Genomic DNA, 22,782 nt, shown 5'->3' on the forward strand with positions numbered 1-22,782 from the left:
CGGCCGCCACCCTCCGCCATGGCGGCCGCCAGGGAACGCGACGCAAAAGCTACGGGCAAACCCGAGGTGATCGCGTTGGCCCGAGGTTTGCCATGGCACTACCGCATGACGGACAAAGTTCTACTCATTGCGCTCGCCCTCACTGCGGGATCGGCACTGGCACGCGCGCCGGTACCGGCTTCGATCGCTGCGATCGTCTCGCTCTTTCTCTTGCGTCGTCATGTCGAGCGCTGGGCACTCGTCATGCTGGCGATCGCGCTGGGAATTGGTGCGCTGCGTTCGCGATTGGCGATCGATGCGGCGACTGCGCTGCACGCGCGCGTCGTCGAAACCCTTGGTGCACCGGGTCGATGCGAAGGTGAAGCCGTCGTGATCCGCTCGCCCGTGGTGCAACACGGCGAGGACAAACGCGACGGAAGTGCCGCGGGGGATGCTCGGATCGAGCTGGAGATCGTACGTGGCGCATGCGAGCGCGGGCCGCTCGTCGAGCCGCTACGCGTGCGGCTTCACGGTGCGCCTGATGATCTAGCGCGCGGCGATCGCGTGACCGTGCTCGTCGACGTGGCTCCGGTGCATCTGTTCTTGAACGAATCGCTACCGGATCCAAGGCCGTTCATTGCGCGCAGTGGTGTGGCCGCATCGGGTGCCGTCGTGGACTTGGTGCGTGTCGAACGCGGCACCGGAATCACTGCGTGGATCGATCGCGCGCGTGTGCACGTGCGCCGGCGCATCGAAGCGACGTTTCACCCCGAGGCAAACCCTCTCGCACGTGCGCTCGTTCTTGGCGAAACCGACTTGCGCGATGCGGACGACGAAGCGTTTCGGCGCAGTGGTTTGTCCCATCTGCTCGCGGTATCCGGCACGCATCTCGTGCTGGCCGTAGCCGGAGTTGCGGCCGCGCTGCGTGCGCTGCTCGTGCGTATCGAAGTGCTCGCGGCTCGCTACGATGTGGGGCGTTTTTCCGCGGCGTTCGCCATCCCGACGTCGTGGCTCTACGCGGACTTTGCAGGCGGTAGCGGTTCGGCGCTTCGAGCTGCAGGCATGCTTTCTGCTGCGATGCTCATTCGCACGCTCGCGCTGCGCCCGAATGGAGTGCGCGCGTTTGGCGTGTCGCTGTTTGTCGCAGTCGTCATCGATCCGCTCGTCGGGAGCGACCCATCGTTTGTCCTGTCCGCAGCGGCCACGGCTGGGTTGCTGGGTCTCGATCGGCCGATTGCGCGGTTCATCGTGCGAGGTCCCGCGCCGCTTCAGCTCGTCTTGCGACCCATCGCGACGACGCTGGCCGCGATGATTGGATGCACGCCGTTTCTCGCGATGATCACGCCGAACATCTCGGTGCTCGGCATCCTTGCGAACCTCGTCGCGGGGCCCATCGGAGAGCTCGCCGCGCTCCCCGTTTGTCTTGCCCACACGGTGCTCGCATGGTTGCCGCCCGTCGAACAAGGTGCAGCGGTCATTGGAGGCGGAGCGCTCCTGTTTGTCCGGGCCGTGGCTCGCGTCACGAGCGACCTTGGCGGAGTCGTCACGTTTCCACCGCCGACGCCCGCGCACCTCGCAACGATCGCCGTCACGGCGCTTGCCATGGGTCTCGCGAGCGGCAAGCTGCGCCGCGCTGCAGCGCTGGCAACGGGGTTGGCGATGCTCTTGCTGGTGGAGGTGCTGGCGATGCGAGCAAGCGCCGTACCGGGCAAACTTCGCGTGCGCGCGCTCGACGTGGGGCAGGGCGATTCGCTGCTCGTCGACTTGCCAAATGGGATGACGATGCTCGTGGATGGAGGCGGCTTCATGGGCAGTCCCGTCGACACGGGCACACGCGTGGTCTTGCCCGTGCTGCGTGCGATGCGGCGCGATCGCGTGGACATCGTCGTCCTGTCGCATCCGCATCCGGATCATTTCGGTGGGCTCGCATCGACGCTTCCCTCCATCGAAGTGGGCGAGTTCTGGGACACGGGTCAAGGCGAAGAACACGGTGCGGGGCCCGTGTACAAGCGGATGATGGCCGATTTGCGAACGCGAAACGTGCGCATCCGCAAGCCCGACGAGCTCTGCGGAAAACATGTGCTTGGAGGTGCAACGATCGAAGTGCTCTCGCCTTGTCCAGGGTTTGTCCCCGACGAGAGCGCCAACGACAATTCGTTCGTCTTGCGCATCACGTACGGCCGCCGTGCCGTGCTCCTCGTAGGCGACGCCGAGGCCGAAGCGGAACGCACACTGCTCGCGCGAAACCCTGCCGTGCTTCGCGCCGACCTGCTCAAAATTGGTCACCACGGCAGCCGGACGTCCACGACGCCCGCTTTTCTGGAAGCCGTTTCTCCCAGCGCTGCGCTCGTCTGTTCAGGCGTACGCAACCGTTACGGTCACCCCGATCCAGGCGTCTTGCAGCGGCTCGAGGCGCGTGGAGTCGCCGCTCTTCGCACCGATCGCGGCGGTGACATCGTGTGGGAAACCGACGGCGAGCGTGTTCGAATGCTTCGCCCGTCTGCACGTTGACGCATCCGAACGCGCGCTTTTTCGCGCCGAACGCTTGCATCGCTGCCGCCGCTCGTGAACCCTCCGACCTCGAAATGTCTCGCGATGCCTACCTGGCGACCATCCGCCGCCGCCTCGCCGATGAGGTCGGGCGCATCGACAAGCACGCATCGTTCCGCGTGGCTCTGTCGTATCCGTCGCCTTATCGCGTCGGCATGAGCTCACTCGGGTTCCAGCAAATCTACCGGCTTGTCCAAGCGGAACCCGACATGGCGGCCGATCGCGCCTTTTTGCCCGATGACGACGACGGCGCGCGCATCGTTCCTCTCACCTACGAACACCTTCGTCCCATCAGCGACTACCCCGTCATTGCGCTCAGCGTCGCGTACGAGCTCGAGGTTGCCGGTGTCATTCGGCTGCTCGAATCGGCCGGTATTCCGGCCCTTCGCGAACAGCGATCCGCATCGTTTCCGTTCATCCTCGCAGGCGGCCCACTGACGAACTCGAACCCGCTGCCGCTGTCCCCGTTCGTCGACGCGATCGTCATGGGCGAAGCAGACACGCTTGGGATCGAAGTCTTGCGGGTTCTTCGGGACGCACCCTCGCGCGAACATGCGCTCGATACGCTCGCGAGCATGCCGCATGTCTTCGTGCCGTCTCGGCACGGATCGGACATGCCGCGCATCGCGCAGTGCGACGACGATCTCCTACCTGCATGGGGCCCGATTCGCGCACCCGATGCTGAACTGTCGAACATGTTCCTCATCGAAACCGAACGCGGATGCTCGCGCGGTTGCACCTACTGCGTCATGCGGCGATCGACCAACGGAGGCATGCGCATCGTGCCCAAAGATCGCATCTTGGGCTTGATCCCGGAAGATGCGCGTCGCGTGGGCCTCGTCGGCGCTGCCGTCAGTGATCACCCGAAAATCGTCGAGATTGTCCGGACGCTCGTCGAACGCGGGGCAGGAGTAGGTTTGTCCAGCTTGCGTCCGGACAAACTCACGGACGACTTCGTCGGAGCGCTGAGGGCCGCGGGTTATCGCACGCTCACGACGGCGATGGACGGCACGAGCGAACGCGTGCGTGAAGTGCTCGACCGGCGTGCGCGGCCTCGGCACCTCACACGAGCTGCCGAGCTTGCACGCAAGCACGGGATGGCTCGTTTGAAGCTGTATTTGATGATCGGTGTTCCCGGAGAAACCGACGAAGACGTCGACGAATGCGTGGCGTTCGTTTCGGAGCTCGCCAAACAAGCCCCGATTGCGCTGGGAATTGCGCCCTTTTGCCCCAAGCGAAACACGCCGCTCGCCGATGCGACGTTTGCCGGCATCCATGTGGTGCAAGCGCGTCTCGAAAGGCTGCGTCGAGGTCTCGCGGGGCGTGCCGACGTGCGATCGACGAGCGCGAAGTGGGCGTGGGCCGAAGCGGTGCTCGCGAAGGGCGGCGAAGCTGAAGGCCTCGCGGTGCTCGAGGCGTGTCATGCGGGAGGCACGTTTGCGGCGTACAAGCGGGCTTTCGAGGCGCTCACGCCGGGCGCTGGAAAGCGGCGTCGCCTGCAGGTCGTGGCGCCGGCATGAAAACCGTGACGTTCTACACGCGAGAAAACTGCCATCTTTGCGACGAAGCTCTCGAGGTGGTTCTGCGTATTCAGTCTGCATTACCTTTCGAGCTCGTCGTGGTGGACCTCGATCGAGAAGCCTCGGAAGACAAGAAATCCGCCTACGATTGGGACATTCCGGTCATCGAGATCGATGGGCGAAAGATGATGAAACATCGGGTCGACGAAGCTCGTCTGCTTCGGCTACTCGGAGAGCCAACCAGCACATCGCCGAACGGGTAGCTCTGCGCTAAGGGGTAAGTGGCCAAGTTCGAGGAGCAATGTTGAAGACCTCCACGCTCATTCAGCTCGCCTTCATCGTCGTCGCAGCCATCGTCGTCTTCGGGTTTGTCACGGCCGCGAAGAGCGATCAGGCCCGTGCGAGCTGCACCGCGTTTTGTGCCCTTCGCCCCGCATACGCCGGTCGCGATCGCCTCGCACCCGACTTCGAACTGCCCGACCTCGATGGCAAACCCGTGAGGCTTTCGTCGTTTCGCGGCAAGGTCGTGTTCCTCAACTTTTGGACCGAGACATGCGGCCCGTGCAAAGAGGAGATGCCGTCGGTCGCGATGCTCGCGCGTGTGGCCCAAACGCGCAAAGACATGGTGGTACTGACAGTGACCATCGATGAGGATCGCCAGAAGGTGCGAGACTTGCTCGGCGTGCTTCTCAACGGAGATCCGCCGTTCCCGGTGCTCTTCGATCAGGACGCGAAGGTCGTTGGCGGCAAGTACGGCACGAAGCTCTATCCGGAAACGTGGGTGATCGACCCCGAGGGAATCATCCGCGCCCGGTTCGATGGTGCTCGCGATTGGTCCGAACCCCTTGCGATCGAGATTGGTGAGATGGTCAAGCGGCCGACGGGAGCGCTTTTGGATTTCGGCTGCCCGGTCGACTTTGCGATGGGCCTACCGCGCGGAAAACATGCGACGTTATGTGCCGACGATTCGTAGCGTAATCTCGGACATGCGATGACGACGAAGGACAAACCCGAGCAAAGTGACGCGCGCGACCCACGCGTGCAGGCGGCTCGACAAGCGCTGCTCGAAGGCGTGGGAGCTGAGATTGCGGCGTCGTTTCCGGGCATCACGCGTCTCGGTGGACAAGTCGTTGCGGCGCTTTATTTGGCGGAAGGTCCTCGTTCGATGGACGAGCTTTCTGCCGAGCTGTGTCGGTCGAAGAGCAACATCTTCGCCAACCTCCGAGGCCTCGAAGCTGCCGGAATCATCGAGCGATTGCGCGAGCCTGGCGCTCGGCACGATACGTACGCGCTTCGAGGAAAATACCCGGATGTGATCATCGGCGCGTACCTGTCGCGCTTGCGCCGAGTAGTTCAGGACAAACGGGGTTTGTCCAGGCGAGCGCTCGTGCTTTTGGGTGACGCCGAAGGCGACGAAGCTGCGGCGCTGCGCAAACGACTGGACGATCTTTCGCGCAAGTACGACCTATTCGCCGAAATCATGGATCGCTGCGTGCCGAACGTGGATGGTCCGGTGGATCTCGAGCGGCTCATCGCCATGGTGCCCGAAGGCGTGCTGCTTTCGCTGGTGATGGCTGCGCGAACTGCGTGGTCCCTTGCGGAAGCGGAAGGAATCGCCACGCGCGTCGCACCCGAAGAAGAGCAGCGTAAGCAGTGAGGCCCTGAGCACCGATCAGTTTGGAAACGGCCAAATCGGGGGGTATGGGGGGGCCGAGCCTCGCCGTGCTTTGGACGCAGTCCAAAGCACCGGGAGGCGAGCCTCGGCCCCCCCATCGTAAACTAGCCTCGCGCAGCGGGCGTCTCACGCCCGCGAAGCGAGCGAGCAAATCATGGCCTGGCTTCAAGCAGACCGGATTTGCTGGGCGATTCGATCGCGGACGAGGCGCGCGGTGACGAGCCGATCGAACACAGGCTCGTCGGGCGAGGGCAGTGAGAAAGCCCAAACTTGAGCGTTCGGTACGGCGGCAACGCCTGGGCCATCGCCGAGCCAGATGCACGAATGCTTGGACGTCAAAGCATTGTCGAACGGCATGACGGCAGGAGCAGTCATGCTGACTTCTTCGAGCACCGTGGCGACGTCTTCGGCGAGCGGCTTTTCATCACCCCACACGAGAGCGATGGCATCTGCATGGCCAAGGGCGTGAGCGACTGCGGCGCCGAATCGCGCGAGCGAGCCGCCCTGAGCATCGATGAAGCACAAGGGCAGGGAGGTTTTACCGGTCAAGGTGCCAACCTAGTTCGTGTTGAGCTCGACGCGGAGCAGCTTGCGGCCGATGAACAAGTAGTCGCCGTGTCCGAGCTCGCGTTCGGTCTTGATGCGGACGTAGGTGCCGTTGCGGCTGTTGAGATCGGTGAGCGTGAACTTGCCGTTGTTCTCTTCGATGCGGCAGTGCGAGCTCGACATGTAGAGGTCACCGGGGAAGTTCAAATCGCCGCCTTCGCGTCCGATCTGAAGCGACGCTCCTCGTGCGCACACCGTCATGCCGACAGCGCCGCTTTGCAGGAGCTGCGTGAGGCGGAAGGGGCTCGGATGCTTGGGGGACGAATAGAAGTAGGTGCCATCCGGGTCTTGTCCATCCGACGGTTTGGGCGTCAAATCGAGGCGGAAGACCTGCTCGCCGGCGAGGAACGTATCGGCTGGAGCGATGTCGACCGTGCCTCGGACGCGGATGTAGACGCCGTTGAGTGATCCTTCGTCGCGCACGACGAGTTTGCCGTCGCGATAGAAGAAGTTGGCATGCCTTGGAGAGACAAACGGATCGTCAGGAAAAACCAACTGGCCTTGACGTCCAACGATGTGCTGCTCCGCCTTCAGGTGGAAGCTGAGGCCATCCATGCCTTCGCCACGGATGAGAATGAGCTTGGCTTTTGCGGGGTTTTGCATGTCCCCGAAAAACAGCGTTTGCGCATTGAGGACCTCGAGCGGAACGCCGGTTCCGCATCTCCCGCAGAACTTGTGACCCGAGGGCACGCCGCTCGAACATGAACGGCAGATGTAATTGCGGGCTTGCTCCATGAGCTCCTCCTGCGTCAACTCCGAGAAATCGTTTCGGGCGGATGATACCGCGGTCGAATGGTTACTGGCACCGCTCGTGCGGCGTGTTGGGACAGCGCTCTGAGGGAGTGGCGTTGCTCGACGATTGCCCGGCAGTGGTTGCCCACGCGCAGCCGAACGCGCCGGTGGCGCCGACGACGGCGAACTGGCCGTGAACAGTGCAAGATCGTTGCTGCAGGCAGGACAACTCGTGGTGCTCATCGGGCTCCACGTGTCGCACTGTCCGCAAACGATGCCTATTTCGTGCTGCTCGTCGCGCAACGTCATTCCCAAAAGACAATCGGTTTTAGACGCGCTTGACGAGAAGGGTCAAGCAACATGCAAAGCGGGTTCGTACACGGATCGCGAGCTTGGGGGAACATCCCGTCAGTGGATGTACGAAAGACGCGTCGCCTCGTCCTTCAGCCCACCCTCGCCCCAAAGACGAAAAATGATCTTTTCGGTACACGCTGAAGCCTCGAGCGTGCCGTAGTCGCGCGAATCGTCGTGAAAGTCGATGTTGTCGCTGAGCAAGAACACCATCCCGACACCGACTTCAGCTTTGAACACCGCAGGAGGGATGTTCTTTTTTTCGTTTCCTCGGTAGTGCCAACCCCCACCCATCTCGACGATGCCGCACTGCAATTCGATTTCCGCTTCCGTGTTTGGATGCAGGAAGCCGTACTTGCCCTCGGGACATGCTTGCGAAGGATCGTACGCCTTGCCGTTGACGTAGAGATGTCGGCCCTTGATCTCGATGAGATCGCCTTCGACGCCGACGATCCGGCCGATGGCGTATCGCGTGGGGTCGTCGGGATCCTTGCAGCGTACCAGTTCGCCAAACCCACGTTTGCCGCGCGTCAAGAGCACGACAGTGTCCTTGTTGTGCAGCGTGGGTTCGATGGATGCCGCGAGTTGGAGATCATCCGGGAGTGTCCACGTTTTAAAGAGCAACACGCGGAGTAGACCACCGACCGCGGCGAGGATGATCACCGTCCACACGATACCCTTCATGTACTTCTGCATCGAACCTCGGAGCGTATCGCATGGAGCGCACTCGTGGCGAGATCGCAGCGCGATCGAATCTCGTGGCTGGGTGGTTGTGCGAACGCGCGGGATTAGCGCGTGCAGCTTCGAAACGGCGGGAGCTCGTTGGGACTGGCGCCTTCGGCGATCTCACGAGCCGCACTGAAAAGCTCGGGCCAAACGTCGAGCCGAACGAAAACCGAAGGACCCGCAGTGCTGTCGTCACCATCCATCACGGATGCCGATACGACGCCCACCACGTCGTTTCTTCCAGGACTCACGACCGGGCCACCGGAATCGCCAGGACAAACCGATGCTACGGCGATGAACCTTCCCTCTTCGATCCGAGCAACTCTGCCGCCAAGACGCTCCACACGGTGAATCGCGCTCCTCGTCAGGGCACACCGGCCAAACCCGATGGGCACGACAGGCTCGCTCGCAATCGGAGGAGCTTCGATGCGTGGAAGCATCGTTGGAATTCCAACGAGTTTGCGGCTGAGCACGAGGATCGCGATGTCGCCGTTGCCCGAGACGTAACCACAGTCGGGACTGACGACCGCGCGCACCTGAACCTCGCCCCATGGAAGGTCGTCCCCGCCAAGCTCGACCATGAATTTCTCGGGCGGTTTGTCCCGGTTCAATACCTGCCCATCGGCATCTCGTTCCGCGACGCAGTGATGCGCCGTCAATACGAGATCCTCGGCGATGAGCGTGCCCGAACACGTGACGTCACTGACGACCCGAACCACGGCGTTGTTCGGATGCTCGACGTCGAGGTCGACGGGCGGCTGTATCGTGAACGGTCGTTCGTCCGCCTCGGCATGCGACGCGGGTGTCGCAACGGGCAAACGCTTGGATGTGTGACCACACCCGACGAGCAGGGACGTGGAGACGAGCAGCGGAACCCAAGACAATCCACCGATGCCGCAAGCAGCAGCGGATGGGGTCGAGCGAATTGTGGGGCGACTCGTCAGCACGTTCGCTGTAGCCTCCCAAGTAGGGCGTGAGCAAACGCTCACGAGGACGAACCGAAGGGCAAGGAGCATGGCGGCGTCGTTGGGAGCATCCGACAACGCTGACAAAAACTCCTTGGGTGGCTAAACTGCTTTCTTTTTGTTATATTCAAAATTTCTGTTTTTGATCAACGCATAGCGACGAGGCCCACCGTTTTCGTGCTTCGTTCGTATGCAGCCCGCAGAGCCGACGGGTCCGCCATGGGATCTTCGATGCCGGCCACCACAACTTCGTGCAGGAAAGCGATCTGCCCCCGCGCCTTGGACTCCTGCCACGGGCGGCACGCAGCTTCGTCATTCTCACACGCAGTCAGGGCATCCTGAACCACCGCAAGCGCCTGGCGCGGACGACCCCGGTGAAAAAGCGCTCGGGCGTGAACGTCCGCAACCGCCAAATCCGTTCGAATAGCTCGATCCGACCGCTCGATCACGGCGCACGCCAACCCCGGTTGACCATGATCGACGTATGCCGACGCAAGACCCGTTACGGATTCGACCGTCGGCGAAAGCGCAGCGCGAGCTTCGAGTGCCGCAAGATCCACGCCGGACGCTGATTGCGCCTTGGAAGTGGTTGGCAAAAGGCTCTTGGAAGGAGTGGACGGCCCAACGAGGGCGAGCCAAGCGATCGCGGTCAGGACGAAAGCATTCGCAACGAGGAGTGCCGAGCGCATGACGGCCACAGACAACGCTCGAAAGAAATGTTCCGGCGCCTCGTGAAGAGCACGAAAATAGGTAGGTAAATGTAAGTAATCAGTCGCGGGGGAGCACCACGAGGTCATCGCGATGAACGACGATGTCCTCGCCATTGTCCTCGCGCTTGTGGCCAGCGAGGCGAGCTACGTCGGTCTGGGACAAACGAGACAAACCGCGAGCGATCTCTTGTCCGTCGCAATCGACGATGGAGACGGCATCACCGGCGCCGAAGCTTCCGCGTACGCCGAGGACACCGACGGCCAGAATGCTGCGGTTTTTCGCGCAGATCGCCTCGGCAGCTCCACGGTCGAGCAAAATGACGCCGCGAGGACGCAGCGTGAACGCAATCCAGTGTTTTCGCGCGTTGAGGCGTTGATGTACGGCCGGGAAAAACGTGCCGACGTCTTCTCCCGCGATGACTCGGCCGAGAATGCCGGATTCTCGCGCATGTGCGATGACGACGTGAGCGCCGGCAAGCGTCGCACGCCTGGCCGCTTCGACTTTGCTCGACATGCCGCCCGTGCCGACGCCGGAGGTCGATCCGCCCGCGAGATGCCGCGCTTCGCTTGCGATGTTGTGGACGACGGGAACGCGTTTGCCCGTTTCGTCGAGCAAACCTTCGACGTCGGAGAGCAAGAGCAACAGATCGGCTTCGACGAGCGGCGTGACCATGGACGCGAGCTGATCGTTGTCGCCGAATTTGATCTCCTCGACGGCGACGGCGTCATTCTCGTTCACGATGGGAACGCATCCGGCTTCGAGCAACGCGGCGAACGCATTGCGGGCGTTGTTTGTCCGGCTGCGATCGGCAAGGTCGGCGTGCGTGAGCAAAATCTGAGCGACGGGAATGCCGAGTTTGTCAAAAGCAACCTCGTAACGTCGCATGAGAATGCTTTGACCGGCGGCAGCGGCGGCTTGCAGTCGAGCGATGTCCTTGGGGCGGCTCTTGAGCCCGAGCTTCTGCATGCCGCTCGCAATGGCGCCGCTCGATACGATGACGACGCTACGCGCGGCGCGATGGCCGCTTTCGCGAAACGCAGCAACGTCTTGGGCAAGTCTGTCCCATGCGTCGCCGGTGAGGCTCTTCGATCCGATCTTGACGATGGCTCGGCGGACTTTGGCGAGGGCGGTGCGGCTTATGGGGTTTGGCTCGGCAGCGTGTTCAGCGACCACGTTCGTCCTGGTGTTCGGCGGCGACTTCGTCGAATGCGGCTTCGATGCGGCGTTCGAGGTAGCTCGGGAGCGAAGCGCTCGTGAGGATGGCCGTATCGACCCAACGTGTATACTCGTCCCGAAGGTCTTCGATGACGTCCTGCATGGTGATGGATGCGGGTTTCAAGTAGGGCGACATGAGGCGCAAAACGGAGCGATCGATGAGCTGCCGGATGAGCTTGGCTTCGTCGATACCGATGCGGACGGCTTGCGTCGTGCGGACGCGCGCGAGATATCGCTCGAAGAGGTGACCGAAAGCGTACACTTCGAGGCCCCCGGCGAGGGACGTGAGGGCGCCGAGCGGGCCGCGGCTGAGGAGGGTTCGTCCGATCATCTCGAGGGTGGTGCGAGCGACATTCTGAGGGCCCGCGTGCCTGGATGCGTCGGCGAGGATTTTGCGAGCATCGGCGGTCATGCTGAGGCCGTAGCGAGCGGCGATGTCGTGCGCGAGCGCTCCACGGAGGCGTCCGACCATGCGTTCCGGCACGATGGGGAGCGGCAAAGCGAGCGCCCCCATGGATGCTGCGGAGAGCATCATGAGGCGGCCGGTCGGCGCGTTGGCCGTCATGGGTACTGCGACGGAGCTTTGGGGACGCGCGGCGGGCGAAGCGGTGGTCATGGATTCGACGGTAGTCAGCCGGGCCCAAGGGAGCAAGAACGGCGAAAGCCGACAGGCGAAAGGTGCCAGCCACTTGGGCTACCTCGACTTTCGCACGAGCTTCGGCTGGTGTACGTTGCCGCGTGTTCGGGTTCGTCAGGAGAATCGCTGATGCGTGGCGTGTTCGGTCATTCCTTTCCCGTAATGCTCGGAGCATTGCTTGCGGCAGTCGCCTTCGGGTGCTCGCCGGAAGCCAAAGCGAATCGAGCGCTCGAAACATATGAAACGGTATTTCGGGCGTGCAAAGAGACAACGGAAGCATTGAAAAAGCAACCTGGGGAGGATGGTTGTTCCTCGATTGCAAGCTCGGCGGTCGATTTGGGGCTCGATCAAACGGGTCTCGAAGAACCGCGGCGGAGCGAAGTGCTGACGGCGTGGCTCGAAAAGAAAAAGTTCGTCGGATATTATTTGCCGCGCGAAAAAAGACCCGCGGACAAGTGATCGAGGAGAAACGTCGTGTCGGAAGCTGAAGATCCGCGGCAAGTATTGCAGTTGGCGGCGCTCGACGTGGGAGCGGGTGCATTTGCGGACGCGCTCGAGCGACTTCGTCCTGCGCTCCCGGCGCTTGCGAACGATCCGGGATTTTTGGCGCCGGCACGGGCACTCGAGGCGCGGGCGCTCATGGGATTGGGGCGCGAGCAAGAAGCGCTCTCGGTGCTCGAAAAAGCCATTGGCGAAGCGCAGCAAGCGGGGCTCGACAAGCACGTCGTGGGATTGCGAGGTTTGCGCGAACAGCTCGTGCGGGTGGTCGAAATGCGGCGAATGGCTGCGGCGCCCATCGATGAATTGTCGCATCGTCAGATGGATCCTGGTGAACGCGCGGTGTTGTTATCGAACAAGATCGTGGCGCTCCTGGGAACGGGGGACGTGGCGGGTGCGGAGGCGCTGCTGCCGCGGGCTCGGGCGAGCGCGCAAGAAGCGGACGATCCCATGGCGCTTTTGCCGGTCTTGCTTGCGACGAGCCAGCTTGGGGCAGTCGTGGGGGATAACGAATCGGCCAAGCGGGCGCTCGATGCGGCGCGCACGCTTGCGAAGATGCACGACCCCGAATCCATGGCGCTCGTCGAAGAAATGTCGCGATTTTTAGTGCGAGTCGCATCCAAATAATCGCGGCCGAATCAGCGTACCCAAAGCATGGCCACGCCGGCGACGGCGACGATTGCACCAATCGCGGCGCGTGCGCTGACTCGTTCCTGGCCCGTGAGAATCACGACCGGAATGATGAGGACGGGCGTGGTCGACATGATGGTCGCGGCAATGCCCGTTTCCGTGAGTTGAACGGATACGAGTGACAAGGATACGCCAACGAATGGCCCGGCGAATGCGCCGATGGTGGCATAACCTATTGCATGCTTGTCGCGAATTCCTTCAAAGGTTTTTTTCCACCAACCGACAGCCGTAAAAAGGGCGGCGAAGCCTGCCATGCCGGCCATGATGCGAATTTGCCCGGAAGCGACGGGATCATACGTTCCCATGCCGATTTTTCCGAGCACCATTCCAAGGGCCTGGCCGACGGCGCCACCGAACGCGAGCAAAATACCATTCTGGAGATTTCGCCCCGCGGATGCCGTATCGCTCGTCGATGCTGTATCAGGGCGTTCGCGCACGACCCAAGCGACACCGGAAATCGTGACGATCATGCCGGCGATTCCAAGGGGCGAGATACGTTCATTCAGCAGGAAAAACCCGAGCACCGCGGCCATGGGTGGCACCAGGGCCATGACGAGCATCGACAAACGGGGTCCGACGAGCACGAACGCGCGAAAGAGACACAAATCCCCAAATACGTATCCGACGAAGCCGCTGGCGAGCAGCCATCCCCAGGTTCGTGGCGGTGCATCGAATGGCAAAAGCATGCCTCGACGAACACAGCAATAAAGCGTGACGAGCACAAATGCGATGACGAGCCGGACGAGGTTCAGCGATAACGAACCGATGCGTTTGCCGGCGGCCGAAAATGCAATTGAGCTTACTGTCCAGCATCCTGCTGTGCCGAGTGCGGCGAGCTCTCCGAGGGGAATTGGCATGGTGGTAGGAAGCGTTCGGGGGGCAATGGGGCGAAGCGGGCCGAGGTATGAACGGTAGGCGGGCGTTTGGCAAGGAGCCGATGCCGGATATCAGCCGCCGAAAACTTCGTTTTCAGTCGTCGCCGTCGTTGCGCGGCGTAGCCATAAACCGAGCACTTCGGGATCCGTGCATGTTTCGATGCGCGTTATGCCTGTTTCGGACAATGCAATGCCGCGCGAAGCGAGGGTCGCCGTGATGCGTAAACCGATCCGTGCAGCTTCGGCATTTCGATTTGCAGCTTCTGCCGCTCGGGCGGCTTCATCGGCGCGCGCTTCCAGGTTTTCAATCATCGTTTCGAGTCTGCGAATCAGGTGCGTCGTATTGTACAGCTCGGCAGCTCCATGGTAAAATCGCAGGTTGCCCCCGACGATTGCCAAATCGAGCCCCAACACGTTCGATCGATAAAGCCCTGCCTGCGGCACGATGGGTTGGTATTTTTTCGACTCTGGAGGCAATCGGTATCCCAAAAGTCGTTCCGTGGCCTTGTCGTAAACAAAATATTCGGGAATGCCGAGACGCGCATAACGCTCGACGTTGTTCACGAGATCCTTGTCGCGATCCCCTGCCCAGAGCACTTCGAGCACCCAATCGAGGCCCTTGCCCTCGTCCATCACGCACCAGGACATTCGCTTGTCGTCCTCGGGTTCCTCCACGTCGAGGACTGCGAGCACATCTGGAGAAAAGCCAGGTTCCCCCGGGTAAAGAACGGACATTTCTTCCGCCAAGTAAATGTGCCGCCCCATCGCGCGAAAATGCAGCCCCAACATGTCGATCGCCCGCGTCTTCGCCTTCTTGTGCGGACGGCCTTCCGACATCGTAATGACCGGATCCGAAAGCGCTTCGTTCACGTCGATCATGAACTGGTCGCGCTCCGCCCGCGTCATCTTTTGCCATCGCTCCTCGGACGGCGTAACCGGCACCGGACGAGGCGCAGGCAAAGGCTCGGACCTGGGCGGCGGCTTCAATACCATGCTCTCGACCCTACCACAGGAGGGCGAGTTGCGAAATGCATCGTTTCGTAAAGACGCGTCGTTCAGGTCGAGTGCTCGGGATGCCATGCTTTGACCCTCCATTCCAATTTGTCCAATCAACAAAAGCGTTCGCGCACCGCTTCGAAGCAGTGCGAGTCGTTCTATTTCGCCGAACCCCTGGTTGAACATTTGGAGCTTCGGGTCGCCCTCGGCGCCCCAAACCCCAGGTTCGTCCAAGCGAATGTGCCAATCATACGAGACGAACCTTAGAATGACAAGAAAAACCAAATTTTTGTTGGGAAGTGTTTTTAGTTCTTTAGAAATCCAGCTATGGTCGGCAATTTTAAAACATCGATGCGTGAGATGTCATACACGGTAAAGTGATTTGTATTACGGCGCAACTGCGGCGCTCCCAAAGAAATGGACTCGACACGACGCGCGCACGCTGGCGCTGGCCGATCGGCTGCTCGGCGAGGCGAGTTGATCGTTCGCGCTGACCAATCCCGACGTGCGTCTCGGCCGATTCGTCGCAGAGCTCGTCGTTTCGATGCTGCCAATCGCTGACACGTGGCCCTTGCAAGTGCTAATCGTACGACCGCCATGACGACCTCTTCCGCAACCACGTCTTCCGAAGCATCCGCTGCGAATGCCGAGCCCACTCGTTACGTTCACGCCGAGGTCGAACCTCGATGGCAACGCTACTGGGAAGAGCACGACGTATTTCGCGCCGTGCGCCGAGAAGGCCGGCCCAAGCGCTACGTGCTCGACATGTTCCCGTATCCGTCGGGCGCTGGATTGCACGTAGGGCATCCCGAGGGGTACACGGCGACCGACATTTACTGCCGCTTTAGCCGCATGAATGGCTACGACGTGCTGCATCCGATGGGCTGGGACGCGTTTGGTTTGCCCGCGGAACAACACGCGATTCGCACGGGCACGCATCCGGCCACGACGACGTCGCAGAACATCGACAACTTCCGCCGCCAACTGAAGATGCTCGGCTTCAGCTACGACTGGTCGCGCGAAGTCGACACGACCGATCCGAACTACGTGCGATGGACGCAGTGGATTTTCTTGAAGCTGTTCGAACGCGGTTTGGCGTTTCAGGACAACGTCTTCGTCAACTGGTGTCCGGCGCTGGGTACGGTGCTCGCGAACGAAGAAGTCGTCGATGGCAAGAGCGACATTGGCGGGCATCCGGTCGTGCGCACGCCGCTGCGGCAGTGGATGCTGCGCATCACGGCGTACGCGGATCGGTTGGCGAAAGACCTGGAGCTCGTCGACTGGCCCGAAGGAACGCTCACGGCACAGCGCAACTGGATTGGGCGATCGGAAGGCGCGCTGATTTCGTTTGAGGTCCAAGGACATGCGGGTGCGAAGATCGACGTGTTCACGACGCGTCCCGACACGCTGATGGGCTGCACGTACGTGGTGCTCGCGCCGGAACATCCGCTCGTGGCAAAGGTGACGACGGCCGAACATGCCGAGCGTGTGCGGGCGTATGTGGATGCAGCGTCGCGCAAGAGCGACCTCGATCGAACGACGGCGCAGAAGACGAAGACGGGTGAGCCGACGGGAGCGATGGCGCTTCATCCGATCACGGGCCAAGCAGTGCCGATTTGGGTGGGTGACTATGTCATCGGCACGTATGGAACGGGCGCCGTGATGGCGGTACCGGGGCACGACGAACGCGACTTTGCGTTTGCCAAGACGTTTGGCTTGCCAATCGTGGAAGTGATCAGCCCCGATGGGGCGCTGCACGATGATCTCGCCGCGGCGTATGTCGATGAAGGCGTGCTCGTTCGCAGTGGGAAATTCGATGGATTGAAGTCGCCGGATGCCAAGCGAGCGATCGTGGCGGCGCTCGAAGCAGCCGGCAAGGGTTCGTCCAAGATCACCTACAAATTGCGAGATTGGGTGTTTTCGCGCCAGCGATACTGGGGCGAACCAATCCCCATATATTTCCCCGTGGACATGAAGGATCCGAACGGTGATCCTCGCAAAGGGGACGAGCATACGATTCGATTTGGCGAGCCCATTGCGGTGCCCGAAAACGAATTGCCGCTCCGGCTACCGGATTTGCCGGATTTTCGTCCGGGTGACGATCCTGCCGGGCCACTCGCACGAGCGGCTGACTGGCGGTATTTCCAAAAAGACGGCAAGTGGTATGCGCGGGAAACGAATACGATGCCGCAATGGGCGGGGTCGTGTTGGTATTACTTGCGGTTTCTGGATCCGAGAAACGACGACGAGGCATTCAGCAAAAAAGCTCATGCGGATTGGATGCCGGTCGATTTGTACGTGGGCGGGGCCGAGCACGCGGTGCTGCACCTCTTGTATGCGCGATTTTGGCACAAGGTGCTTTTCGACATGGGCGTCGTGACGGATCCCGAGCCGTTCAAGAAGCTGGTGCATCAGGGGCTCATTTTGGGCGAAAATGGCGAAAAAATGTCGAAATCGCTGGGGAACGTAGTGAATCCCGACGACATCGTGAAAGCCTACGGTGCCGATAGTTTGCGTCTGTACGAAATGTTCATGGGGCCGCTCGAAGCGGTAAAACCCTGGCAATCGTCGCAAATTCAGGGCGTGGTGCGTTTCCGCGACAGGCTCTATTCGATTTTGACGCGACCACTATCGGATTCGATCGACGACGCGACGCGCAGATTGCTTCACCGGACGATCAAGAAAGTGGGCGACGACATCGCGAGTTTGTCGTTCAATACGGCCATCTCGGCAATGATGGTGCTGCTCAATCACTTGGGGTCGTTCAAAGAAGTGCCTCGGGAGGCTGCGCGCGGACTCGCGCTCATCGTGTCGCCATTTGCGCCGCACGTGGCGGAAGAGATTTGGCATCTGTGGGGCAATCAAAAGAGCATATCGCTCGAGGCGTGGCCCACATTCGATCCGGCGTTATGCGTGGACGACGTGATTGAAATGGCGGTTCAGGTGAATGGCAAGGTGCGCGGGCGCGTGACGCTTGCGGTGAAAGCATCGGAGAACGAAGCGCGCGAGGCAGCGCTTGCAGCGGACGGCGTGGCACCGTTCACGACCGGCAAGACGATCAAGAAGTTCATTTACGTGCCGGGGAAGATCGTGAATTTGGTGGTGGGCTGAGAGGATCGGTATCGCTGTCATCCTTTCACGAAAGGATCGTTCATGACCACGATTGCGCATTTCCGAATTCGCGGTTACCGGAAGCTTCTGGACGTTGATCTTGAAATGAAGCCGTTCAGCGTCATCATTGGCGCCAATGGTGCAGGAAAGACGTCCCTGCTCGAAGTCTTGTCGCTGCTGGCGGCTTCGTGCAATGGACAATTGGCCAATCGATTGTCCGATCTGGGAGGCATTGCCGATGTTCTGACGCGAGATCGATCCACCGCGTTGGAGCTTGATCTTTCGATGCCCGTGGAAGGGCATGCCCCTCTGGAGTACAAGTTGCGCGTCGAGCCGAAAGGGCAAGGGTACTGGATTCAGACGGAGCTTTTGACGCAGGATCGAGGACAATCCATTCCGTTCAAGCACATCGAATCGATTCATGGGAACGTGAGGTACTTCGACACCATTGCGTATCGGCTCACGCGACCCGATTGGCCCATGGATATGCTCGAAACAGCACTTGCGCAGGTGCCGAAGATGTTTCGCGAGCCCGAGGAACTGCGGCGAATGCTTGCGGCCACGACGTTTTACGCGTCGCTCAATGTAGCGCCCAAATCACCGGTGCGAATGCCGCAGCAAATGCGCCCCGCAACGCTGCCTGGCGCGCAAGGTGAGGACCTAGTCAGTTGTCTTTACTATCTGCGAGAAAGCGATCCGGATCGATTCGAGATCCTGGAGGACACGCTGGTGGCCGCATTTGCGGATTTCGAGCGACTCGCATTTCCGCCGGCTGCCGCTGGCATGTTGTCCATGACGTGGAAAGACCGCAATTATTCGAAGCCTATGTATATGCATCAACTGTCCGAAGGTACGCTGCGCTTTTTGTGGTTGGCAACGCTTCTCGGCAGTCGCGACTTGCCACGCATCGTTTTGCTTGATGAACCCGAAGTCAGTTTGCATCCGGCGTTGCAGAGCCTATTGGTTCAGCTCATGCGTGAAGCGTCAAAACGTAGCCAAATCATTGTGGCCACGCATTCTGATCGGCTCGTGCGGTTTTTGCGCCCCGAGGAGTTGCTCGTTGTGGAAAGCGACGCTGGTGCGGCCAGGTTTACCTGGGCGAACAAGATGGAAATTGACGAATGGTTGACGGATTATAGCCTTGACGAACTTTGGCGAATGAGGCGTCTCGGGGAAACATCGTGAAGATTGTGATGCTCGTGGAAGGCGACACTGAGCGTGCGTTCCTTCCCGTACTCCGGAATTTTTTGGAAAATCGATTGGCGGGGCGTATGCCACAACTCACGGTACGCCCATATGATGGTCGTATTCCCAAAGGGGAAAAACTTCGTCGTGTCGTGAACGACGCGTTGACGAAGCGACCCGTTGCCGACGCTGTCATTGCATTAACGGATGTTTATACCGGGACGGCCGACTTCCTGGACGCCAGCGACGCCAAAGCGAAAATGAGCGCGTGGGTGGGACCGAACGAAAAGTTCTTTCCGCACGTGGCCATGCATGATTTCGAAGCGTGGCTTCTGCCCTATTGGAACACCATCCAAAAGCTGGCAAGACACAACATGGCAGCGCCATCCGGGGCGCCGGAGCAAGTGAATCACAATCGCCCACCCGCCGTGCGAATCAAGGAAATCTTCGAGCGCGGGGGGTGTCGAGATAGCTACGTCAAACCACGAGATGCATCGCGTATTCTCAAAGAGAACGACTTGTCCATTGCCGTCGAGGCATGTCCCGAGCTGAAAGCGCTCGTGAATACGATCATCACCCTTTCGGGCGGCGTAAAGCTTCCCTAAAGGACACCTCGCTCACTCCCACCTTCGGCCGCTCGCGCATCCGACGTTCACCGTCAGCTCGAATGCGCCCTCCGACCAATATTTCGTTATGGCATCCTGCACGTAACGAAATGCCGCGTCGATGGCCGGTCCATCGGCTTCGAGCAATGCCCGCATGTCCGGAAAAACTACGAGCTGCGCAATGGGATCCTCGAGGAATTCCCGCCCGCTCGGAAACGACACGCCAATCAATTGCACGTCGACGTCGACCTCGCCCAAACCCACCTTTTCGAGCTCTTCCGATAATGATTCAATCGTCGGTCGACTCGCCGCCGACAGCTCCACCGCTTTGCCAAAATCCGCCAAGTCCTGGCGAAGCGCATATTCGCGCAGCATGTCGTAAATTTCCGGAAATGACCCGCGCACGGGCAATGCCACGAGCGCTTGACCACCCGGAACGAGCACCCGACGCAATTCCGCAAGCAGCGTGTACCGCACCTCGGCGCTCACGTCGGGGTGAATCAAGAGCCCGTGCGTGAAACTCGAATCGTTCAGCGGCAAAGGGAGCTGCGTGACCACATCGAGCGCGATGTTCACGCTCGAAAGTGCCGCCGCTTTTTCACGCGCGAGCGTGATCGCAGCGGGCGAAGGGTCGTATCCGTAAATGTTCGACCCCCCGAACTTCTCGGCCAGGAGCGCTTCGACAAACCCCGTCCTGCAACCGATGTCGACGATGGTGGCCGGTGCATACGGTATGGCCATTTCCACCGCAGGAACCCCGAAGTTGGCGAGGTATCGCGGGATCACGGACGTGTCGAATACGGCCGCGTCCGCCGCCGTGAGCGGTGCGCCGATGTTCATGACGCGCGGCCCTGACCATTCGACGGCTCTTCATCGCCACCGTCGTCGCCACCCTCGAGGATCTCGAGCGCCTCTTCGGCAAGCTCGCCAAGCGTGAGCTCCGTGCTGCCATCCGAGCCGTCCTCGTCGAGCTCCACCGTGCGCATGTCATCGACGAGCGGCTCGATCATGCGTGCCGCCGATGGATCACCCACTTGCACGAGCGCCTCGATCGCGGCTGCAACGGCATCGGCATCGCCGTGGCGCAAGAACTGCGCAAGCAGCTTCACCACGCCAGGCTCGGGGATTTCGACGAGGATGTAGGGCAGCTCCGGCAGCGCGGGCGAGCCTGAAGGCAAGCGCTTCAGCGCTCGCTCGACGCCACGAGCAACCTCTTTGAAGCGATCGAACGCAAGCCCTTCGAGCACTTCGCCTGCATGACTTCGTGCTTCGGGATTTTCCGACGTGAGCACGTCGATCAGCGCATCGACGACCCCTGGCCCCTCGAGCTCGCCGAGCAGCGACGAGATGCGCACGAGGCGTAGTCCTGCTTCATCGTCGTCGCTTTCGCGAAGCGCTGCGGCGATGGCATCGGTGAGCGCCGCGAGCAGCGTCGCTTCTGGCTGCCGAGCAAGGTCGTCGTGAAGGCGGCGCACGGTGCGCTCGGCATCGAAGAGGGCGTTCAGGGTTTGGTCGATCGAGCTGCGGTCTTGCACGAAGACAGGAGCTATCAATACGCCTCGGATTTCGCAAGCCGCGCCGCCGGTAGATCGTCGGACGGGTGCGACCCGACGGCTGTCGGGAAAGACCCCCGGCGCATCGAACGACGCGCTTCGATGGGCTATAGCCCTTTCATGCAGCCGCTCGTTCGCGCCGCCGTCTTCGCTGCCCTCGTTGCAGCCGTCGGTGCGTTCGGCTTTTCGCGGAAAAAAACGCCCCAGGCGCCCGAAGCGCCCGCGGAGCCCGCACGCGTGCCTGCTCCCGCCATGGCAGCCTCATGCGGGCCTTTCCAGTTGCCCGAAGGTGACGCCTGCATTCCCCTTCCTCGAACGGGTCAAACCACACGCGTCGATGGGTCCGACGCCCCGAAAGCGGCCCTTCGGCAACGGGGCGAGGTCATTCCGAGGCGTCCCGAGCGCCCTGCCGATGCATCGGCGTATCGCTATCCTCTTGCTGGTGACGCAAAGCCCATCGTGCTCGGCGGGCTCGATCTGCCCCCAGGTACGGTCCCTGACGCCGAAATCGGGCCGTCCGCAGTACTCCTCGAAGCGACGAGCGGTGACGAGGTGATCGCCGTTACACTCGAGGGACAGGAGGGCCCGGCAGAAGTCGCGTTTGTCGGGGAACTGGTTGGAACGACGGTCGTCACGGCGCACATGGTGCGTGAAGGCGGCAGGTTGAGGCAGATCCTCGTCGTGCATGGCCTGTTGGCAAGCTCGAGTGAACGGGCTGTCGAAGGCGTGACCGTGGAGGACGGGGACGTGATCGGTTGGGTGGGCAGTTTGTCCGGGGGTCGAGATGCGCTGTACGTCGAAGCGAGGCAGGTGCGCGAAGGGACGAATTTGGGCGTCGTCGATTCGTCGAAGCTACGCGACGACAGCACGAGCGTCGCGTGCGACTTGCGGAACGTCCTTCGTCACGGCGCGAGCTTGTAGCCGTGCCCGTAGACGGTGAGGATGTGCTGAGGTTTGTCCGGGGACTTTTCGATTTTCTTGCGCAACTTGACGATGAAGTTGTCGACGGTGCGATTGGTGGGTGACCCATCGAGTCCCCACACTTTTTGCAGGATTTCGTCGCGAGAAACCGGTTGCCCGACGCGTTCGTAGAGGAGCCTGAGTAGTTCGACTTCGTAGAAAGAGAGCGGATGGCTCTTCGACCCGCGCGAGACCGTGTGCGTGGTCATGTTGACCTTTGCTTGGCCCACGGCGAAGACCTCGGGCGTCGTTTCGGACACGCGCGTTGCACGGCGGAAGATGGCGCGAATGCGCGCGATGAGCTCGCCGACGCTGAAAGGCTTGGTCACGTAGTCATCGGCGCCTGCATCGAGGCCGCGGATCTTGTCGACCTCTTGGCCACGCGCCGTGAGGATGATGATGGGAACGAACGCATCGAGGCGCCGGAGCTCTTCGCAGACTTTGAAGCCGTTCGTGTCGGGAAGCATGAGGTCGAGCAGGACGGCTTCGGGTTTTTCCTGCTTGGCGAGCTGAACGCCTGCGTTGCCGGTTCCTGCGGAAACGACGGCAAAACCCTCGAATTCGAGTGCATCCGTGAGGCCGAGGACGATGTGTGGTTCGTCTTCGATGATGAGGATTTTCTTTTTCGACGACACCTGAGCG

At 61.2% G+C, this 22,782-nt stretch carries 22 protein-coding genes and 1 pseudogene; 11 read left to right on the forward strand and 12 right to left on the reverse strand.

Going from position 1 to position 22,782, the window contains the following annotated elements; translation table 11 throughout:
- The first annotated feature begins 18 nt into the window (after positions 1-18).
- The 5 genes and pseudogenes from IPM54_16980 to IPM54_17000 all read left to right on the forward strand — a co-directional run bounded on the left by IPM54_16980 (position 19) and on the right by IPM54_17000 (position 5,706).
- The gene (locus IPM54_16980) at positions 19-2,490 is read left to right on the forward strand and encodes a DNA internalization-related competence protein ComEC/Rec2 (protein ID MBK9261487.1); all 2,472 of its coding nucleotides are present in this window, start codon (positions 19-21) and stop codon (positions 2,488-2,490) included.
- 74 nt (positions 2,491-2,564) lie between these two features.
- Positions 2,565-4,049, forward strand: coding sequence for a radical SAM protein (locus IPM54_16985; protein MBK9261488.1), 1,485 nt, complete (start codon positions 2,565-2,567; stop codon positions 4,047-4,049).
- Complete coding sequence (locus IPM54_16990; GenBank protein MBK9261489.1) at positions 4,046-4,312, forward strand: glutaredoxin family protein; 267 nt, start codon at positions 4,046-4,048, stop codon at positions 4,310-4,312. The genes IPM54_16985 and IPM54_16990 overlap by 4 nt, the downstream gene beginning before the upstream one ends.
- A gap of 38 nt (positions 4,313-4,350) precedes the next feature.
- Positions 4,351-5,022 carry a TlpA family protein disulfide reductase gene (locus IPM54_16995; GenBank protein MBK9261490.1) on the forward strand — a complete coding sequence of 224 codons (672 nt, stop codon included), beginning with the start codon at positions 4,351-4,353 and terminating at the stop codon, positions 5,020-5,022.
- A gap of 63 nt (positions 5,023-5,085) precedes the next feature.
- Positions 5,086-5,706 (forward strand): annotated as a pseudogene (locus IPM54_17000) (hypothetical protein).
- 183 nt (positions 5,707-5,889) lie between these two features.
- On the opposite strand, the gene IPM54_17005 reads toward IPM54_17000, so the two are convergent.
- The 7 genes from IPM54_17005 to IPM54_17035 form a co-directional block, all read right to left on the reverse strand.
- Positions 5,890-6,273 carry a hypothetical protein gene (locus IPM54_17005; GenBank protein MBK9261491.1) on the reverse strand — a complete coding sequence of 128 codons (384 nt, stop codon included), beginning with the start codon at positions 6,271-6,273 and terminating at the stop codon, positions 5,890-5,892.
- 9 nt (positions 6,274-6,282) lie between these two features.
- On the reverse strand, positions 6,283-7,065 hold the full coding sequence (locus tag IPM54_17010) for an FHA domain-containing protein (protein ID MBK9261492.1): 783 nt from the start codon (positions 7,063-7,065) through the stop codon (positions 6,283-6,285).
- A gap of 405 nt (positions 7,066-7,470) precedes the next feature.
- Positions 7,471-8,109, reverse strand: coding sequence for a signal peptidase I (gene lepB, locus IPM54_17015; GenBank protein ID MBK9261493.1), 639 nt, complete (start codon positions 8,107-8,109; stop codon positions 7,471-7,473).
- 92 nt (positions 8,110-8,201) lie between these two features.
- Positions 8,202-9,155 carry a S1 family peptidase gene (locus IPM54_17020; protein MBK9261494.1) on the reverse strand — a complete coding sequence of 318 codons (954 nt, stop codon included), beginning with the start codon at positions 9,153-9,155 and terminating at the stop codon, positions 8,202-8,204.
- Between the two features lie 95 nt (positions 9,156-9,250).
- Complete coding sequence (locus IPM54_17025; GenBank protein MBK9261495.1) at positions 9,251-9,793, reverse strand: hypothetical protein; 543 nt, start codon at positions 9,791-9,793, stop codon at positions 9,251-9,253.
- Between the two features lie 79 nt (positions 9,794-9,872).
- Positions 9,873-10,988 carry a glutamate 5-kinase gene (proB, locus tag IPM54_17030; protein ID MBK9261496.1) on the reverse strand — a complete coding sequence of 372 codons (1,116 nt, stop codon included), beginning with the start codon at positions 10,986-10,988 and terminating at the stop codon, positions 9,873-9,875.
- Entirely contained in the window at positions 10,978-11,646 is a 669-nt protein-coding gene (locus IPM54_17035; GenBank protein ID MBK9261497.1) for a hypothetical protein, read from the reverse strand. The genes proB and IPM54_17035 overlap by 11 nt, the downstream gene beginning before the upstream one ends.
- Positions 11,647-11,796: 150 nt before the next feature.
- Between IPM54_17035 and IPM54_17040 the strand changes: the two genes are divergently transcribed.
- Positions 11,797-12,126 (forward strand): hypothetical protein, encoded by a 330-nt coding sequence (locus tag IPM54_17040; GenBank protein MBK9261498.1) that lies wholly within the window; start codon positions 11,797-11,799, stop codon positions 12,124-12,126.
- A 15-nt stretch (positions 12,127-12,141) separates the two neighbouring features.
- Entirely contained in the window at positions 12,142-12,792 is a 651-nt protein-coding gene (locus tag IPM54_17045; protein ID MBK9261499.1) for a hypothetical protein, read from the forward strand.
- 11 nt (positions 12,793-12,803) lie between these two features.
- On the opposite strand, the gene IPM54_17050 is transcribed toward IPM54_17045, so the two are convergent.
- Positions 12,804-13,712, reverse strand: a complete 909-nt coding sequence (locus tag IPM54_17050) for a DMT family transporter (protein MBK9261500.1) — start codon at positions 13,710-13,712, stop codon at positions 12,804-12,806.
- 90 nt (positions 13,713-13,802) lie between these two features.
- Positions 13,803-14,810, reverse strand: a complete 1,008-nt coding sequence (locus IPM54_17055) for a Uma2 family endonuclease (protein MBK9261501.1) — start codon at positions 14,808-14,810, stop codon at positions 13,803-13,805.
- 513 nt (positions 14,811-15,323) lie between these two features.
- Here IPM54_17055 and IPM54_17060 point away from each other — a divergent pair.
- From IPM54_17060 to IPM54_17070, 3 genes are read left to right on the forward strand one after another with little or no spacing between them, the layout of a single operon-like run.
- Positions 15,324-17,837 carry a leucine--tRNA ligase gene (locus IPM54_17060; protein MBK9261502.1) on the forward strand — a complete coding sequence of 838 codons (2,514 nt, stop codon included), beginning with the start codon at positions 15,324-15,326 and terminating at the stop codon, positions 17,835-17,837.
- 42 nt (positions 17,838-17,879) lie between these two features.
- Positions 17,880-19,022 carry an AAA family ATPase gene (locus IPM54_17065; GenBank protein MBK9261503.1) on the forward strand — a complete coding sequence of 381 codons (1,143 nt, stop codon included), beginning with the start codon at positions 17,880-17,882 and terminating at the stop codon, positions 19,020-19,022.
- Entirely contained in the window at positions 19,019-19,627 is a 609-nt protein-coding gene (locus IPM54_17070) for a DUF4276 family protein (GenBank protein MBK9261504.1), read from the forward strand. The genes IPM54_17065 and IPM54_17070 overlap by 4 nt, the downstream gene beginning before the upstream one ends.
- Before the next feature lie 12 nt (positions 19,628-19,639).
- Here the strand turns inward: IPM54_17070 and IPM54_17075 are convergent, their stop codons facing one another.
- Positions 19,640-20,467, reverse strand: coding sequence for a class I SAM-dependent methyltransferase (locus IPM54_17075; GenBank protein ID MBK9261505.1), 828 nt, complete (start codon positions 20,465-20,467; stop codon positions 19,640-19,642).
- Positions 20,464-21,162 (reverse strand): hypothetical protein, encoded by a 699-nt coding sequence (locus IPM54_17080; GenBank protein ID MBK9261506.1) that lies wholly within the window; start codon positions 21,160-21,162, stop codon positions 20,464-20,466. Before IPM54_17080 ends, IPM54_17075 begins: the two co-directional genes overlap by 4 nt.
- Here IPM54_17080 and IPM54_17085 point away from each other — a divergent pair.
- The gene (locus IPM54_17085) at positions 21,088-22,101 is read left to right on the forward strand and encodes a hypothetical protein (protein MBK9261507.1); all 1,014 of its coding nucleotides are present in this window, start codon (positions 21,088-21,090) and stop codon (positions 22,099-22,101) included. The two genes, IPM54_17080 and IPM54_17085, sit on opposite strands and share 75 nt — an antisense overlap.
- Here the strand turns inward: IPM54_17085 and IPM54_17090 are convergent.
- Positions 22,083-22,775 (reverse strand): response regulator transcription factor, encoded by a 693-nt coding sequence (locus IPM54_17090; protein ID MBK9261508.1) that lies wholly within the window; start codon positions 22,773-22,775, stop codon positions 22,083-22,085. The genes IPM54_17085 and IPM54_17090 overlap by 19 nt on opposite strands.
- Positions 22,776-22,782: the final 7 nt, after the last annotated feature.

This window comes from Polyangiaceae bacterium (assembly GCA_016715885.1).
Classification (GTDB): Bacteria; Myxococcota_A; Polyangia; order Polyangiales; family Polyangiaceae; genus Polyangium.